The organism is Pseudomonas sp. AC532 (assembly GCF_979258965.1).
Genome location: NZ_OZ409888.1, coordinates 3,427,422 through 3,444,179, shown reverse-complemented (window position 1 = coordinate 3,444,179; position 16,758 = coordinate 3,427,422). Strand labels below are relative to the sequence as shown.

Genomic DNA, 16,758 nt, shown 5'->3' with positions numbered 1-16,758 from the left:
GCAATAGCCAAACCGGCTTGGCCCGGAAAAGGATTTCACCACGCGCAAGGGGTGCGCGACCCGAGCGGTGAACCGCCGTCGCGCTGAGCGCCTGCGGTCGGCTGGCGGCGCAGGCGCGCTGGAACAAAAGGGGCAAGGGAAGCAGCGCTTCGCCCTGCCCATCAGCATTAAAGCAACGGCAGGCTGTAGCTGACGATCAGGCGGTTCTCATCGACGTCGGTGGCGTTGTTGCCACGCAGCGACGCGTTACGCCAGGAGAAGCCCAGACCTTTGAGCGAGCCCTGCTGAACGCTGTAATCGAGGCGCAAGTCGCGCTCCCACTCCTTGCGCTCACCATCGGCGGCATCGATGTTGTCGCCCTTCAGGTAGCTGACGACGGCCTTGAGGCCCGGCACGCCAACGGCGCCGAAGTCGTAACCGTACTCGGCCAGCCAGGTGCGCTCGCCGGCGCTGGCGAATTTGCCGATCTGCCTGTCGGTGATCAGGTAGGAGCTGGAGCCGTCGCCCTGGTTGAGGAACGGGAAGGCGCTGTCACCGGACACCTGCTGGTAACCCGCGCTCAACGCATGACCGCTCAGGCTGTAGGTGAACAGGGCGCTCCAGGTCTGGTTGTCGACTTCACCGGTGGTGATGCCAGCGCCTGCCGCGTTGCGACCGTAGTAACCCGTGCTGGTGTAGCCTTCGGCACGGCCGGCAGCGCTGCCGTTCTTGCCATCGGAGTTGCTGTCGAAGTAGCGCAGGTCGGTCTTCAGGTTACCGGCCGGCAGGGCCACGTTATGCACCAGGCCCAGGAAGTGCTGCTTGTAGAAGTCTTCCAGGTTGCCGTAGTAGTACTGGGCGGTCAGATCCTTGGTGATCTTGTAGTCGCCACCGGCGAAGTAGAACGTGTTGCTGTCGGCGATCGAGGTGCCGACGGGGGTGCCTGTCGGGCGTGCCGCACCGCCAATACGCAGGCCGATGTCATCGGTGGAGGAGCGGGTCTTGGTGTGTTCCAGCTGACCAGCCGTCAGGGTCAGGCCGTCGATCTCGTTGGAGATGATCTGGCCACCGCTGAACAGTTGTGGCAACAACCGACCATCGTTGAATGTCACGACGGGCAGCTTCGGCTGCAGGGTGCCGATGCGCAGCTCGGTTTTCGAGAGGCGAAATTTGGCGGTCGCACCGGCCTTGCTGTAATCGTTGACGGCGCTGCCGTCGCTTTCCAGCGGGAACAGCTGGCCTGGGGTGCGATCACGGCCCGCTTTGCTGCTCCTGCCGCCCGAATCCAGACGCAGGCCGTACAGGCCGATCACGTCCAGGCCAACGCCAACGGTGCCTTGGGTGAAACCGGACTGGTAGTTGAAGATGAAGCCCTGCCCCCATTCGTTGGCCTCGCCGTTGTTGTCGGCGGTGTTCTTGCTGTTCAGGTCGTAATAGAAATTGCGCAGATCGAGCTTGGCGCTGCTGTCTTCGATGAAGCCGGCAGCGCCGGCCTGTTGCGCGAGTGTGGCAACGGTGACGGCCAGGGCCAGGGTGGATTTGTTCATGGGTGATGCTCCAGGGCATAGGGTCGTAAGCTGGCTCGGCCAGACGGGTAAGCGCTTGTGTTGGCAAGTGCAACGCTATGCGATGGCGAATAAAACAAAAAAGAATAATTAATTACAAATAAATTACCTTTTGGAATATAGAATCTGATCGACAGAGGTGCCTGTTCGCCGTTTCGGCACCCGGCTGGGGCCGGGTCACGCCACAGCCGAAACGTGCATCAGAAAAGGTCCAACTGCCCACCGATCAGGGCACTGAAGTCGTCGTCCACGAACGGCAGGATGGCATCGGCCACCGGCTGCAGCTGCTTGGTCAGGTAATGGCCGTAGTCGATGGGCGCGCGGCGTAGCTCAAGGGGTTCCGGCCCCGCCACGCTCATCACGTAGCTGATCCAGCCGCCATTCTGGTATTGCCGCGGTCGCCCTTGCTCATCGTTGTGGGCGTCGGCCAGGCGCGCGGCCCGTACGTGAGGCGGCACGTTACGCAGGTAATCGTCGAGGCGCCGACGCAGGCGCTTGCGGTACACCAGCCGTTCGTCGAACTCGCCAGCCAGGGTGCGCTGCACATAGTCGCGCACGTAGTCCTGGTACGGCTGCCGCTGGAAGATGCGCAGGTACAACTCCTGCTGGAACTGCCGGGCCAGCGGCGACCAGTCACTGCGCACCGTCTCCAGGCCTTTGTAGACCATCTCCTCGCGGCCATCGGCCTGGCGGATCAGCCCGGCGTAGCGTTTCTTGCTGCCCTCCTCCATGCCGCGGATGGTAGGCATCAGAAAGCGGCTGAAATGGGTTTCGAACTGCAGCTCGAGCGCGCTCTGCAGACCGAACTCGGCCTGCAGATGCTCGCGCCACCAGGCATTGACGCGCTGCACCAGGCCACGGCCGATCCGCTCGGCATCCGCTTCGGCATGGGCGCTGTGCAGCCAGACGAAGGTGGAGTCGGTGTCGCCATAGATCACCGTATGCCCCTCGGCCTCGATCAGCTGGCGCGTGCGGCGCATCACCTCGTGGCCGCGCAGGGTGATGGAGGACGCTAGGCGCGTGTCGAAGAAGCGGCAACCGCTGGACCCCAGTACGCCGTAGAAGGCGTTCATGATGATCTTCAGCGCCTGAGACAACGGCGCATTGCCCGCACGCTTCGCTGCCTCGCGGCCCTGCCACACCCGCTCGACGATGGCCGGCAGGCAATGCCGGGTGCGAGAAAAGCGCGCGCCGCGAAAACCTGCCACCGACTGGGCATCGTCAGGCTCGCGCAGGCCCTCGATCAGCCCGACCGGGTCGATCAGAAAGGTGCGGATCAGCGACGGATACAGGCTCTTGTAATCGAGCACCAGCACCGACTCGTAGAGCCCCGGCCGCGAGTCCATGACGAAGCCGCCGGGGCTCGCTTCGGGTGGGCGCTCGCCCTGGTTGGGGGCGACGAAGCCCTGGCGGTGCATCAGCGGCATGTACAGGTGGCTGAACGCGGCCACCGAGCCGCCACTGCGGTCCACCGGCAGGCCGGTCACCGTGGCCCGTTCGAGGAGGAAGGTGAGCAGTTCGGTTCTGGCGAAGATGCGCGTCACCAGTTCGCAGTCCTTGAGGTTGTAGCGGGCCAGGGCCGGCTTGTCCTCGGCGAACATGCGGTTGATCTCGTCCATGCGCTGGTAAGGGTTGTCGATCGCCTTGCCCTCGCCGAGCAACTGCTGGGCGACACTTTCCAGGCTGAAGGACTGAAAGCTCCAGGTCGCCGAACGCAGCGCCTCGATGCCGTCGATGATCAGCCGCCCCGGCGCGCTGGCGAAGAAATGCTGCTTGGAGCCGTGCTCGCGCCAGCCCAGGGTTTCCCCTCCACGGCCTAGGCGCAGCGGCACCTGCAGGCGCTGGGCATGCTCGTGCAGCACGCGCAGGTCGAACTGCACGACGTTCCAGCCGATGATGGCGTCCGGATCATGACGCTCCAGCCAGCCGTTGAGCGCTTCCAGCAGTTGCGCGCGGCTATCGAGGTAGGCGAGATCGAAGTCGACGTCAGCGTCACGGTTCGGCGGCCCGAGCATGTACACCTGACGCTGGCCGCAGCCCTCCAGGGCGATGGAATACAGCTCGCCGCGGGCGGTGGTTTCGATATCCAGGGATACCAGCTTGAGCTGCGGACGATAGTCCGGCGCCGGCTTCAGTTGCGCATCGATCAGCACGCCGTCTGCGGCCGGCGTACCGCTGAACAGCACGGGAGCGGTGATGAAGCGCTCCATCAGGTAGCGCTCGGGCGGGCGGATATCGGCCTCGTAGACGTCCACCCCGCCCTGGCGCAAGGTCTGCTCGAGCTGGATCAACGGGCGCTGTTGGCGGCTGTAGAGGCCGAGCACCGGCCGTTGATGGAAGTCGCGCAGTTGCAGCGGGCGCAGCTCGATGTCCACGTCCTTGCCGATCAAGGCTTTGGCACGGTCGCGCTGCTCGGCCGGAATGAAGGCCACCGAGGTCTGTGGCGGCAGGCGAACCAGGCGCGGGCCGCTGTCGGTCGACAACCAGAATTCCACCTGGGTGCCAGCCGGCGTGTCGCGCCAATGCCGGGTCAGGACGAAGCCCTGCTGTAGATCCACCTGCCACCTCGACCGTTGTTGAGGGTGCGATGTTATCGCGCCTGATCGCGGCCCGCCCGCGCAAAGCCTGCGCAATGCGGTTAAATAGGCGCCCACGTTCCGCGACGAGGCAGCCATGCCACTCGACCCCGATCAGCTGCAACACATCACCACCCGCACGCTGGCCCATTACCAGGCCAGCGCCGAGGACTTTCGCGAGGGCACCCGCGACCATGACGTCAGCCAGAACATCGACGCGCTGCTGCGCCATACCCGTGGCACGGCACCGCTGAGCATCCTCGACTTCGGCTGTGGCCCGGGCCGTGACCTGCGCACCTTCGCAAGCCTCGGCCACCGCCCGGTGGGCATCGACGGATGCCCGCAGTTCGTCGCCATGGCACGCGCCGACAGCGGCTGCGAGGTCTGGCAACAGGATTTTCTCGCCCTGGATTTGCCTGCCGAGCACTTCGACGGCATTTTCGCCAATGCCGTGCTGTTTCACATCCCCAGTCAGGAACTGCCGCGCGTGCTGAAGGAGCTGCGGGCCAGCCTGAAGCCGGGCGGCGTGCTGTTCAGCTCCAACCCGCGGGGCGACAACCAGGAAGGCTGGAGCGGTGAACGTTACGGCGCCTGGCATGACCTGGAGAGCTGGCGTCAGCTGCTCGTGGCCGCCGGCTTCGACGAGCTGGAGCACTACTATCGCCCTGCCGGTCTGCCCCGCGAGCAGCAGCCCTGGCTGGCCAGCGTGTGGCGGCGCAGCCATACCTGACTCGGTGACCGATATAAGGCGGAAGCAGCCGTTCGGTGATTCATTGTGGGAACGGGCCATGCCCGTGATTATTCGCGGGCACGGCCCGCTCCCACAGTCGTAGGGTGGACGACGCCTCACCTACGCGGCCCGACCCGTCCACCGATCGCAATGGTGGATGAAAAAAGCGTCATCCACCCTACGTCTGCTTGCGCCTTTTCACAGTCTAAATCTCCACCTGCGTGCCCAGCTCGATCACCCGGTTCACCGGCAGGCGGAAGAAGCCCAGGGAGCTGCCGGCGTTCTTCTGCAACACCGCGAACAGCCGTTCGCGCCACATGGCCATGCCGATGCGTTCGGACGGGATCACCGTTTCCCGACTGAGGAAGTAGGTGGTGCGCATCGGCGGGCAATCCAGGCCCTTATCGTTCAACTGGGCCAGCGCCTGGGGAATGTCCGGTGCTTCGAGGAAACCGAAGCGCAGGCGCACGCGGTAGAAGCCCTGGTCATAGGCATCGAGTTCGAAGCGCTCGGCCAGCGGCACCCGAGGACGATCCTCGTAGAGCACGGTGAGCAGCATCACCCGTTCGTGCAGCACCTGGTTGTGCAGCAGGTTATGCAGCAACGCGTGAGGGACCACGTCCACCCGGCTGGTCAGGAACACTGCGGTGCCAGCCACGCGATGGGGTGGTTGCAGGGCGATGCTGGCGATGAAGTCACGCAGCACCAGGGCGTGCTCGTCGAGGCGTTCGAGCACCAGTTGGCGGCCACGCTTCCAGGTGGTCATCAGGCCGAACAGCAGGATGCCGACGATCATCGGCACCGCGCCACCGCCAAGGATCTTCGGCACGTTGGCCGCAAAGAAGATGCCGTCGACCAGCAGGAACAGCGCCAGCAACGGCACGGCCAGTATTTTCGGCCAGCGCCACAGCAGCAGGATCACCGCCGACACCAGCAAAGTGGTACACAACATGGTGCCGGTTACTGCCACGCCGTAGGCACCCGCCAGGCCGCTGGACGACTGGAAGCCGAGCACCAGCAACACCACGCCGATCAGCAGGAAGCCGTTGATCAACGGAATGTAGATCTGCCCCTGCTCGGCGCTGGAGGTGTGCAGGATCTGCATACGCGGCACGTAGCCAAGCTGGATCGCCTGACGGGTGACCGAGAACGCGCCGGTGATCACCGCCTGGGAGGCGATGATGGTAGCCAGGGTCGACAGGCCGATCAGCGGAATCAACGCCCAGGACGGCGCCAGCAGGTAGAAAGGATTGCGCACCGCCTCGGGGTCGCTGAGCAGCACCGCGCCCTGGCCGAAATAGTTGAGGATCAAGCCGGGAAAGGCCAGAAACAGCCAGGCGTGCACGATGGGCCGACGGCCGAAGTGGCCGAGGTCCGCATAGAGCGCCTCGGCCCCGGTGATGGTCAGCACCACGGCGCCCATCACCGTTACCCCGAGCAGCGGGTTGGCGATGAAGAACTGCAGCGCCCAGTAGGGGTTCAGCGCCAGCAACACCTCCGGCCGCTGCACGATGCCATGCACGCCCAGCGCACCGAGCACCACGAACCAGACCACCATCACTGGCCCGAACAGGTAACCGATGCGCGCGGTGCCGTGGCGCTGCAGCACGAACAGCGGCACCAGGATCAGCAACGCTACCGGCACCACCCAGTGATCGATGCCCTCGACCACCAGGCCGACCCCTTCGACCGCCGAGAGCACCGACACCGCCGGGGTGAGCATGCTATCGCCATAGAACAGCGCCGCGCCGAACAGCCCGAGCATGATCAGAACCGTGCGCAGCCGCGGATGGCTGGCAGCCGCGCGCTGGGCCAGGGCGGTGAGCGCCATGATGCCGCCTTCGCCGCCGTTGTCGGCGCGCAGGATGAACATCACGTACTTGACGGTGACCACCAGGGTCAGCGACCAGAAGATCAGCGACAGGATGCCCAGCACGCTGCCCTGCGAGAGGCCGACGCCATAATGGGGCGAAAAGATTTCCTTCAGCGCATAGAGTGGGCTGGTGCCGATATCGCCGTAGACGATGCCAACGGCGCCAACCAGGAGCGCGATGGGCGAGGTGCGAGTGGTGGTGCTCACGTTGCGAGGTATCCCTTGAGTGACGATGCGCCAGGTATACGCCTCGCCTGTGCCCTGATCAGCCTGGCAGCGCGTACTTTTACGCCTTCTTTACGCGCCGCCGCGCTTCTTTACGCCAACCTTGCACGGCGCCATGATCCGTTTACGCCCGCACCGGAAAACCCCCATGCCCATCGCAGCCGACCGCCTCCCAAGCCGACCGCTGGCGCCCGTGAATGACTACCTGCTGGCCGTGCTCGCGGCCTTGGCGGGTTCGCTGCTGGCGCTGGCTGTTTCGCGCTGGCTGGACCTGCCCAATATCTCCCTGGTGTTTCTCGCAGCGGTGCTGCTGGTGGCCGTGCGCAGCAGCGTCGGCCCGGCGCTGCTGTGCGCGCTGCTGTCGTTCGCCGCTTACGGTTTTTTCTTTCTGCCACCTACCTGGTCGGTGGTGGTGCACCGTGAGCAGGACGTGCTCACGCTGCTGTTCTTCCTGTTGATCGCCCTGCTGACCGGCAACCTGGCCGCGCGCCAGCGCCAGCAGTTTCGTGACCTGCAAATAGCCCAGCGGCAGACCGCAAGCCTGCTGACGTTCGCCGAGCGCCTGTCGAGCGCCCAGGACCAGCGTGACCTGCTCGCGGCCATGCGCAGCCAGTTGCAACTCCCCGCAGAGCGCCTTTGCATGCTCGGCAGAGACGCGCAAGGCAACTGGCAGGTGGCGGACGGCAGCCCTTTGCAGCTCAGTGAGCTGGAACGCATCAGCGCCGAACATGCCTGGCACCACCACCATCCGCGCGGCTACGACAGCCACAGCCTGACCCACCCACACTGGTGGTGGTGGCCGCTGCTGGACGGCGACCAGCCGCTGGCGCTGCTGGGCATGCGCACCGCCCTGGGCGACCCGCCAGCGGGCGAGCAGCGCCAGTTGATCCGCGTGCTGCTGCCCTTGCTGGCCCATGCCCTGGCCCGCGTGCAACTGGTCGAAGCGCTGGGCCACACGCGCCTGGAGCACGAAACCGAGCGGCTGCGCAGCGCGCTGCTCGCCTCGGTGTCCCATGACCTGCGCACACCGCTGACCGCCATGCGCGGCAATATCGAAACCCTGCAGCTGTTCATCGACACCCTGGACAAGGCGACCCGCGACGACCTGCTACAAAGCACGGCCACCGAAGCCTCGCGCCTGGACCGGTACATCCAGAACCTGCTGGACATGACCCGCCTCGGCCATGGCGGCCTGCATCTGGAGCGCGACTGGGTGGCTGCCGGCGACCTGCTAGCTGCCGCCGTGCAGCGCCTGCAGCCGGTATTGCAACGCCTGCAGGTGCGTATCGAAGTACCACCGGACATGCCATTGCTGTGGGTGCAGGGAGCCTTGATCGAGCAGGCGCTGGTCAACGTGCTGGATAACGCCGCACGCTTCTCGCCGGTCGGCGGCACCATCGACATCCGCCTCAGCCATGACAACGACCAGCTGTTCTTCACCATCCGCGATCAGGGCCCGGGCATTCCCGCCGCCGAGCAGCCGCACATATTCGACCTGTTCTATACCGCCGCCCGGGGTGATCGGGGCGGCCAGGGCACCGGCCTGGGCCTGGCGATCTGCATGGGCATGCTCAATGCCCATGGCGGCACCGCACGGGTTGATTCGTCACCGGGCCAGGGCACCACCCTGACCCTGCAACTTCCTCTGCAACAGCCCGACGAGGGTGGCCGCCATGAGTGATGCACGTATTTTGCTGGTCGACGACGAGGCGGCGATTCGCAAATTCCTGCGCATCGGCCTGCAGGCACACGGCTATCAGGTGCTGGAAGCCGACTGCGGGGAGGCCGCCCTTAGCCTCGCCGCCCTGGAACAACCGGACCTGGTGGTACTCGATCTCGGCCTGCCCGACATGGACGGCCAGCAGGTGCTGGCGCGGCTGCGCGAATGGTCGAGCGTACCGGTGCTGGTCCTGTCGGTGCGCGCCGGTGAAAAGGACAAGGTGCAGGCGCTCGACAACGGTGCCAACGACTACGTCAGCAAACCGTTCGGCGTGCAGGAATTCCTCGCCCGGGTACGCGCCCTGCTGCGCAGCCGGCCGGCCAGCGAAAAACCCGCTGCCGCCCTGGTCAGCGGCGCGCTGCGGGTCGACTTCGCCTTCCGCCGGGTCACCCTGGCTGACCAGGAAATAAGCCTGACCCGCAAGGAGTACGCCGTGCTCGAAACCCTGGCCAGGCACCCCGGCATGGTCGTCACCCAGCAGCAGTTGCTGCGTGATATCTGGGGCCCGACCCATATCGAGCACAGCCACTACCTGCGCATCGTCATCGCCCACGTGCGCCAGAAACTGGGGGACGATCCGGCAGCGCCGCGGCTCATCGTCACCGAGGCGGGGGTCGGCTACCGGCTGATCGCCTGAACCGGCCGGCCACACGCTGGCCGGGCAACGCCATCGCGCCGCAGTCACCCTGACGCTCTGGCATGGCGCACGGGCGAGACGGACGGTCGCGAAGGCTCTGCGGCGCGCCTCCAGCCCGCGTGATCCAGCACCGCGGCGACAACGGGATTGGCTCTGGTAGACTCGCTTCAACAGCCCAAGCCGGAGATACCGATGCCCAAGGTCGGAATGCAGCCGATCCGCCGCTCGCAACTGATCGCGGCCACCCTCGAAGCCGTCGACCAGGTAGGCATGAGCGATGCCAGCATTGCCTACATCGCCCGCCTCGCGGGGGTTTCGAACGGGATCATCAGCCACTATTTCCAGGACAAGAACGGCCTGCTCGAAGCCACCATGCGGCACCTGATGCAGGCATTGAGAGAGGCCGTGCACGCGCGCTACCGACAACTGCGCGAAGACACCCCGCAGGCACGCCTGCGCGCCATCATCGACGGCAACTTCGACGAAACCCAGGTCAGCGGGCCGGCGATGAAGACCTGGCTGGCGTTCTGGGCCAGCAGCATGCACCAGCCTTCGCTGCGGCGCCTGCAGCGGGTCAACGACCAGCGCCTGTATTCCAACCTGTGCGGCCAGTTCCGCCGCGTGCTGCCACAAGCACAGGCCCGCGCCGCCGCCCGCGGCATGGCCGCGCTGATCGACGGCCTGTGGTTGCGCGGCGCACTGTCCGGGGAAGGGTTCGACACCCGCCAGGCGGCGCAGATCGCCTACGACTACCTCGACCTGCAACTGGCCAAGGCCGGCGCCACGCCTCGCTGATCGTCTGCAAGCGCGCTCCTGAACGGCAGCCTCCGGCCAGCTAGGAGCGTCGACCTCGGCGCGATTCGATAACGGCCTTACCGCGCCATCGGCAATGCCCGCGGCGTTCGCCGCGAGGACGCGGCTTCTACAGGGCGGCACCCTTCCAGGCTCACCCCAACGCTGATTCACATGTCGTATTCGGCTCGTCTCTCGTCGTCCACAGGATTTTTATTGATTGATCGATCAATATAAATAAAGTAGGCTGTTTTTTAACCAATTCGGCTGATCCATCTCTTCATCTCTCTCATGCCGACTCATCCGCCAGGACTTTTACAGCGTCCTGGCCCGCTCAGGAGAACACCCCATGGCCCGATTCGAAGACCAGAAGCTCTACATAGGCGGCCGCTACGTCGACTCCAGCAGCGGCGCGACCCTGCAGAGCATCAACCCGGCCAATGGCGAAGTGCTCGCCAACATCCAGCGCGCCAGCCAGGACGATGTCGAGCGTGCCGTCGCCAGTGCCGAGCAGGGCCAGAAAGTCTGGGCGGCGATGACCGCCATGCAGCGTTCGCGCATCCTGCGCCGCGCCGTGGATATCCTCCGCGAGCGCAACGACGAACTGGCCGAGCTGGAAACCCTCGACACCGGCAAGCCGCTGAGCGAAACCCGCTACGTCGACATCGTCACCGGCGCCGACGTGCTCGAGTATTACGCCGGCCTGATCCCGGCCATCGAGGGTGAACAGATCCCCCTGCGCGACACCAGCTTCGTCTACACCCGGCGCGAGCCGCTGGGCGTGGTCGCCGGTATCGGTGCCTGGAACTACCCGATCCAGATCGCTCTGTGGAAATCCGCCCCGGCCCTGGCCGCGGGCAACGCGATGATCTTCAAGCCCAGCGAAGTCACTTCGCTGACCACCCTCAAACTGGCCGAGATCTACAGCGAAGCCGGATTGCCCGATGGCGTGTTCAACGTGCTGACCGGCACCGGCAGTGAAGTCGGCCAGTGGCTCACCGAACACCCGCGCATCGAGAAGATTTCCTTCACCGGCGGCACCGTCACCGGCAAGAAGGTCATGGCCAGCGCCTCCAGTTCGTCACTCAAGGAAGTGACCATGGAGCTGGGCGGCAAGTCGCCGCTGATCATCTTCGAAGACGCTGACCTGGACCGCGCCGCCGACATCGCGCTGATGGCCAACTTCTACAGTTCCGGCCAGGTGTGCACCAACGGCACCCGGGTGTTCGTGCCGCGCGCGCTGCAGGCACGCTTCGAGAGCAAGGTGCTGGAGCGCGTCAAGCGCATCCGCCTGGGCAGCCCGCAGGACGATCAGACCAACTTCGGCCCGCTGGTCAGCTTCGCTCACATGGAGCGCGTGCTGGGCTACATCGAGTCAGGCCGCCAGCAAGGCGCCCGCCTGCTGATCGGCGGCGAACGCGTGATCGAGGGCGACTACGCCAATGGCGCCTATGTGGCGCCAACCGTCTTCACCGATTGCACGGATGCCATGACCATCGTGCGCGAAGAAATCTTCGGCCCGGTAATGAGCATCCTCATCTACGACAGCGAGGAAGAAGTCATCCGCCGCGCCAACGACACCGACTACGGCCTGGCCGCCGGCATCGTCACCCGCGATCTGAATCGTGCGCATCGGGTCATCCACAAGCTGGAAGCCGGTATCTGCTGGATCAATTCCTGGGGTGAGTCCGCTGCCGAAATGCCGGTGGGCGGCTACAAGCAATCCGGCGTCGGCCGCGAGAACGGCCTGACCACGCTGGCCCATTACACGCGCATCAAATCCGTGCAGGTCGAACTCGGCGAATACGCCTCGGTGTTCTGAATGCGTTTGCCGAGCGGCGCCAACCGGCGCCCCGGCAGCACGGCTCAACCCGTTGCATGAGCCGGACAGAGGCCTGCGATCCGCATGGCCCAAGGCTCAGCCACCTACCAGGAGGCCACCATGTCCCACGAATTCGATTACATCATCGTCGGCGCCGGCTCTGCCGGTAACGTACTGGCGACGCGCCTGACCGAAGACGCCAGCGTCAGCGTCCTGCTGCTGGAAGCCGGCGGCCCGGACTATCGCCTCGATTTCCGTACCCAGATGCCCGCCGCCCTGGCCTTTCCGCTGCAGGGCCGGCGCTACAACTGGGCGTACGAAACCGAGCCCGAGCCTTACATGAACAACCGCCGCATGGAATGCGGGCGTGGCAAGGGCCTGGGCGGCTCGTCGCTGATCAACGGCATGTGCTACATCCGTGGCAACGCCATGGACTTCGACAACTGGGCCAAGCAGCCCGGCCTCGACGACTGGAGCTACCTGGACTGCCTGCCGTATTTCCGCAAGGCGGAAAGCCGCGATATCGGTGCCAACGACTACCACGGCGACAGCGGCCCGGTCAGCGTTACCACGCCCAAAGCCGATAACAACCCGCTGTTTCACGCCCTGGTCGAAGCCGGCGTGCAGGCCGGTTACCCGCGTACCGACGACCTTAACGGCTACCAGCAGGAAGGCTTCGGCCCGATGGACCGCACCGTGACCCCGGAAGGCCGCCGTGCCAGCACGGCGCGTGGTTACCTGGACCAGGCCCGCGAGCGTCCGAACCTGACCATCGTCACCCATGCGACCACCGACCGCATCCTGTTCGATGGCACGCGCGCCAGCGGCGTCAGCTATCTGGTCGGCAACGCCAACGATGCCACCGTGGCCACTGCCCGTCGGGAAGTGCTGCTGTGCGCCGGTGCCATCGCCTCGCCGCAAATTCTCCAGCGCTCCGGCGTCGGTCCCGGTGAGCTGTTGCGTGGCCTGGATATCGATGTGGTGCACGAGCTCCCCGGCGTAGGTGCCAACCTGCAGGATCACCTGGAGGTGTACGTGCAGTACGCCTGCACTCAGCCGGTGTCGTTGTACCCGGCCCTGAAGATGCTCAACCAGCCCGGGATCGGCGCCAAATGGCTGCTGGCCGGCGACGGCATCGGCGCCAGCAATCAATTCGAAGCCGGTGGTTTCATCCGCTCACGCGAGGGCTTCGAATGGCCAAACCTGCAGTACCACTTCCTGCCGGTAGCGATCAATTACAACGGCAGCAACGCGGTGAAGGAGCATGGCTTCCAGGCCCACGTTGGCTCGATGCGCTCACCAAGCCGTGGCCGCGTGCAGCTGAAATCCAAAGACCCGCGCCAGCACCCGAGCATCCTGTTCAACTACATGGCCCATGAGCAGGATTGGCAGGAGTTTCGCGACGGTATTCGCCTGACCCGCGAGATCATCAACCAGCCTGCCCTGGACCCCTACCGCGGTCGGGAGCTGAGCCCGGGCGCCCATGTGCAGACCGATGCCGAGCTTGATGCCTTCGTCCGGGAACACGCAGAAACCGCGTTCCACCCGTCCTGCTCATGCAAGATGGGGGAGGATGACATGGCGGTGGTCGATGGCGAGGGCCGCGTACACGGCCTGCAGGGCCTGCGCGTGGTGGATGCGTCGATCATGCCGGAGATCATCACCGGCAACCTCAATGCCACCACCATCATGATCGCCGAGAAGATCGCCGACCGTATCCGTGGCCGCGAGGCGCTGCCACGCAGCACCGCGCCTTACTATGTCGCCAATGGCGCGCCGGTACGCGGGGCGCCGCAGCGCAGCACCGAGGCGATGCGTTCGGCGTCCTGACGGACGCGGCAGCCCCTTGCGTGCCGATCGAGGCGCAAGGGGTGAGATCGACTGGCACATTCGCCTTGCCGATCGGTCAAACTGACCTACCACCTGCCGATAACCAACAATGACCACATCGCTCGACGCCCGCACTGCCCGCCTGCTGCCCTGGATCGTCGCCATCGCGTTCTTCATGCAGACCCTGGACGGCACCATCCTCAACACGGCCCTGCCGAGCATGGCCGCCGACCTGTCCGAAGACCCGCTGCGCATGCAGTCGGTGGTCATCGCCTACATGCTCACCGTAGCGCTGCTGATTCCCGCGTCCGGCTGGTTGGCGGACCGCTTCGGCACCCGGCACATCTTCTTCGGCGCCATCCTGCTATTCAGCTTCGGCTCGCTTTTGTGCGCGGTCTCGCAGTCGCTGAACATGCTGGTGATCGCACGCATCATCCAGGGTTTTGGCGGCGCGCTGATGATGCCGGTAGGCCGGCTGGTGGTACTGCGCGCCTACCCGCGCACCGAACTGGTACGCATCATGAGCTTCATCACCCTGCCCGGCCTGCTCGGCCCGCTGATCGGCCCGACCCTGGGCGGCTGGCTGGTGGAATACGCCAGCTGGCACTGGATATTCCTGCTCAACCTGCCCGTCGGTGCCGTCGGCTGCTGGGCGGCCTATCGCTTCATGCCGGAGCTGCGTGGCAGCGAGCGCACGCGTTTCGACCTGGCGGGTTTCCTGCTCTTCGGGGCCAGCATGCTGCTGATCACCATGGCCCTCGAAGGCCTGGGCGAGCTGCACCTGCCGCACATGCGCGTGGTGCTCCTGCTGCTCGGCGGTCTGGCGTGCCTGGCGGCCTACTGGCTGCGCGCCGGACGTACGGCCAATGCGCTGTTCCCACCGCGGCTGTTCAACACGCGCAGTTTCGCGGTGGGCATCTTCGGCAATATCTTCGCGCGCCTGGGCACCGGTGCCTTGCCGTTTCTTACCCCGCTGCTGCTGCAACTGGGCATGGGCTATTCCCCGGCCCAGGCCGGCATGAGCATGATTCCCCTGGCACTCGCCGCCATGGCCATGAAGCCTTTGGCCAAGCCACTGATCGACCGCCTCGGCTACCGGCGCATCCTGACCTTCAACACCGTACTGCTGGGGCTGCTGATCACCAGCATGGCGCTGGTCGACGGGCAGACCTCGCACCTGCAGTTGGCCATCCAGCTGAGCCTGATCGGCGCCTTCAACTCCCTGCAGTTCACGGCCATGAACACGGTAACCCTGATCGACGTGCCAGACAGTGACGCGAGCAGTGGCAACGGCCTGCTGTCAGTGGTGGTACAGCTGTCGATCAGCATGGGGATCGCCACGGGCGCCGCCTTGCTCAGCGGTTTCAGCCTGGACAGTCAGGCAGCGGCCGATGGCGTGCTGAGCGCCTTCCAGTCCACCTACCTGTGCATCGGCCTGCTGACGATCCTGGCTGCCGGGATATTCATGCAGTTGTCGGCGGATGACGGCCGCAGCGCCCGGCGGGTCAAGGTCGAGGTCGACGAGTAGGCACAGCGATAGGCGCAGGAGCGCGTCCTGCGCCTGCTACACTAGGCGCCTTCGACTGTTCGCTTTAGGCTCTTTACCGTGACCGCTACCGCTTTCTCTTCGCTTGCCCTGTCGCCCGCCATGCTGGCGAACCTCGAGTCCCTCGGTTACGCAGAGATGACGCCGATCCAGGCCCAGAGCCTGCCGGTCATGCTCAAGGGCATGGACCTGATCGCCCAGGCCAAGACCGGCAGCGGCAAGACCGCAGCCTTCGGCATCGGCCTGCTGGCCCCGCTCAACCCGCGCTACTTTGGCTGCCAGGCGCTGGTGTTGTGCCCGACCCGCGAGCTGGCCGATCAGGTCGCCAAGGAGCTGCGTCGCCTGGCCCGCGGCGAAGACAACATCAAGATCCTCACCCTCTGCGGTGGCGTGCCGTTCGGCCCGCAGATCGGCTCCCTGGAGCACGGCGCGCAGATTATCGTCGGCACGCCCGGGCGCGTGCAGCAGCACCTGTCCAAGGGCACGCTGAAGCTCGACGGTCTCAATACCCTGGTGCTCGACGAAGCCGACCGCATGCTCGACATGGGCTTCTACGACAGCATCGCCGACATCATCGGGCAGACCCCGGAGCGCCGCCAGACGCTGCTGTTTTCGGCCACCTACCCGGCCGGCATCAAGCAGTTGTCGGCGACCTTCATGCGCAACCCGCAGCAGGTCAAGGTCGAGGCCCTGCATGACGACAGCCAGATCGAACAGCGTTTCTACGAAATCGCGCCTGAAGAGCGCATGGACGCCGTGGTCAAACTGCTCAACAGCTACCGCCCGACATCCTGCGTGGCCTTCTGCTTCACCAAGCAACAATGCCAGGAAGTCGTCGATCACCTCACCGCCAAAGGTATCTCGGCCGCCGCCCTGCACGGCGACCTGGAGCAACGCGACCGTGATCAGGTATTGGCGATGTTCGCCAACCGCAGCCTGTCGGTATTGGTCGCCACCGATGTGGCCGCGCGCGGTCTGGATATCGACGCCCTGGACATGGTGATCAACGTCGAACTGGCGCGCGATTCGGAAATTCACATTCACCGCGTTGGCCGCACCGGCCGCGCAGGCGAGAAAGGCCTGGCGATGAGCCTGGTGGCCCCCGCCGAAGGTCATCGTGCCCAGGCCATCGAAACGCTGCAGAAGTCGCCACTCAACTGGCACCCGCTGAGCAGCTTGAAACATCAGGGCGGCGCGCCGCTGCAGCCGCTCATGATGACGCTGTGCATCGGCGCCGGGCGCAAGGACAAGCTGCGCCCCGGCGACATTCTCGGTGCCCTCACCGGTGAGGGCGGCATCCCTGGTGCGCAGGTCGGCAAGATTGCGATCTTCGACTTCCAGGCCTATGTAGCCGTCGAGCGCAGCCTGGCCGTGCAAGCGCTGAAGTGCCTCAGCGAAGGCAAGATCAAAGGCCGCTCGCTGCGCGTGCGCACGTTGTAGACTCAAGGTAACTGCAGATCCGC

The 16,758-nt window shown here is 65.3% G+C and carries 11 protein-coding genes; 8 read left to right on the top strand and 3 right to left on the bottom strand.

The window, feature by feature from the left end:
* Positions 1–167 precede the first annotated feature (167 nt).
* The gene (locus ACZ0AV_RS16115; protein WP_499151962.1) at positions 168–1,526 is read right to left on the bottom strand and encodes an OprD family porin; all 1,359 of its coding nucleotides are present in this window, start codon (positions 1,524–1,526) and stop codon (positions 168–170) included.
* Between the two features lie 218 nt (positions 1,527–1,744).
* Positions 1,745–4,102 (bottom strand): DNA polymerase II, encoded by a 2,358-nt coding sequence (locus ACZ0AV_RS16110; protein ID WP_499151961.1) that lies wholly within the window; start codon positions 4,100–4,102, stop codon positions 1,745–1,747.
* Positions 4,103–4,217: 115 nt separating this feature from the next.
* On the opposite strand from ACZ0AV_RS16110, the gene ACZ0AV_RS16105 reads away from it, so the two are divergent.
* Positions 4,218–4,850 (top strand): class I SAM-dependent methyltransferase, encoded by a 633-nt coding sequence (locus ACZ0AV_RS16105; RefSeq protein WP_499151960.1) that lies wholly within the window; start codon positions 4,218–4,220, stop codon positions 4,848–4,850.
* 205 nt (positions 4,851–5,055) lie between these two features.
* Here ACZ0AV_RS16105 and ACZ0AV_RS16100 read toward each other — a convergent pair whose 3' ends face one another.
* A complete protein-coding gene (locus ACZ0AV_RS16100; protein WP_499151959.1) occupies positions 5,056–6,930 on the bottom strand; it encodes a potassium transporter Kup in 1,875 nt (624 codons plus the stop codon).
* 166 nt (positions 6,931–7,096) lie between these two features.
* Between ACZ0AV_RS16100 and ACZ0AV_RS16095 the strand changes: the two genes are divergently transcribed.
* The 7 genes from ACZ0AV_RS16095 to dbpA all read left to right on the top strand — a co-directional run bounded on the left by ACZ0AV_RS16095 (position 7,097) and on the right by dbpA (position 16,735).
* A complete protein-coding gene (locus ACZ0AV_RS16095; protein WP_499151958.1) occupies positions 7,097–8,629 on the top strand; it encodes a sensor histidine kinase in 1,533 nt (510 codons plus the stop codon).
* Positions 8,622–9,305, top strand: a complete 684-nt coding sequence (locus ACZ0AV_RS16090; RefSeq protein WP_499151957.1) for a response regulator — start codon at positions 8,622–8,624, stop codon at positions 9,303–9,305. The genes ACZ0AV_RS16095 and ACZ0AV_RS16090 overlap by 8 nt, the downstream gene beginning before the upstream one ends.
* A gap of 192 nt (positions 9,306–9,497) precedes the next feature.
* Positions 9,498–10,100, top strand: coding sequence for a transcriptional regulator BetI (betI, locus tag ACZ0AV_RS16085; RefSeq protein WP_499151956.1), 603 nt, complete (start codon positions 9,498–9,500; stop codon positions 10,098–10,100).
* Positions 10,101–10,446: 346 nt separating this feature from the next.
* Positions 10,447–11,919 carry a betaine-aldehyde dehydrogenase gene (gene betB, locus ACZ0AV_RS16080; protein WP_499151955.1) on the top strand — a complete coding sequence of 491 codons (1,473 nt, stop codon included), beginning with the start codon at positions 10,447–10,449 and terminating at the stop codon, positions 11,917–11,919.
* A gap of 120 nt (positions 11,920–12,039) precedes the next feature.
* Positions 12,040–13,749 (top strand): choline dehydrogenase, encoded by a 1,710-nt coding sequence (gene betA, locus ACZ0AV_RS16075; protein WP_499151954.1) that lies wholly within the window; start codon positions 12,040–12,042, stop codon positions 13,747–13,749.
* A gap of 109 nt (positions 13,750–13,858) precedes the next feature.
* A complete protein-coding gene (gene mdtD, locus ACZ0AV_RS16070; RefSeq protein WP_499151953.1) occupies positions 13,859–15,277 on the top strand; it encodes a multidrug transporter subunit MdtD in 1,419 nt (472 codons plus the stop codon).
* Positions 15,278–15,355: 78 nt separating this feature from the next.
* The gene (gene dbpA / locus ACZ0AV_RS16065; RefSeq protein WP_499151952.1) at positions 15,356–16,735 is read left to right on the top strand and encodes an ATP-dependent RNA helicase DbpA; all 1,380 of its coding nucleotides are present in this window, start codon (positions 15,356–15,358) and stop codon (positions 16,733–16,735) included.
* Positions 16,736–16,758 lie beyond the last annotated feature (23 nt).

Excerpts from the sequence above, each read along its gene's own strand:
- mdtD (WP_499151953.1), top strand. The coding sequence starts at position 13,859 with ATGACCACATCGCTCGACGCCCGCACTGCCCGCCTGCTGCCCTGGATC.
- ACZ0AV_RS16115 (WP_499151962.1), bottom strand. The coding sequence starts at position 1,526 with ATGAACAAATCCACCCTGGCCCTGGCCGTCACCGTTGCCACACTCGCG.
- ACZ0AV_RS16090 (WP_499151957.1), top strand. The coding sequence starts at position 8,622 with ATGAGTGATGCACGTATTTTGCTGGTCGACGACGAGGCGGCGATTCGC.
- ACZ0AV_RS16105 (WP_499151960.1), top strand. The coding sequence starts at position 4,218 with ATGCCACTCGACCCCGATCAGCTGCAACACATCACCACCCGCACGCTG.
- betI (WP_499151956.1), top strand. The coding sequence starts at position 9,498 with ATGCCCAAGGTCGGAATGCAGCCGATCCGCCGCTCGCAACTGATCGCG.
- ACZ0AV_RS16095 (WP_499151958.1), top strand. The coding sequence starts at position 7,097 with ATGCCCATCGCAGCCGACCGCCTCCCAAGCCGACCGCTGGCGCCCGTG.
- betB (WP_499151955.1), top strand. The coding sequence starts at position 10,447 with ATGGCCCGATTCGAAGACCAGAAGCTCTACATAGGCGGCCGCTACGTC.
- betA (WP_499151954.1), top strand. The coding sequence starts at position 12,040 with ATGTCCCACGAATTCGATTACATCATCGTCGGCGCCGGCTCTGCCGGT.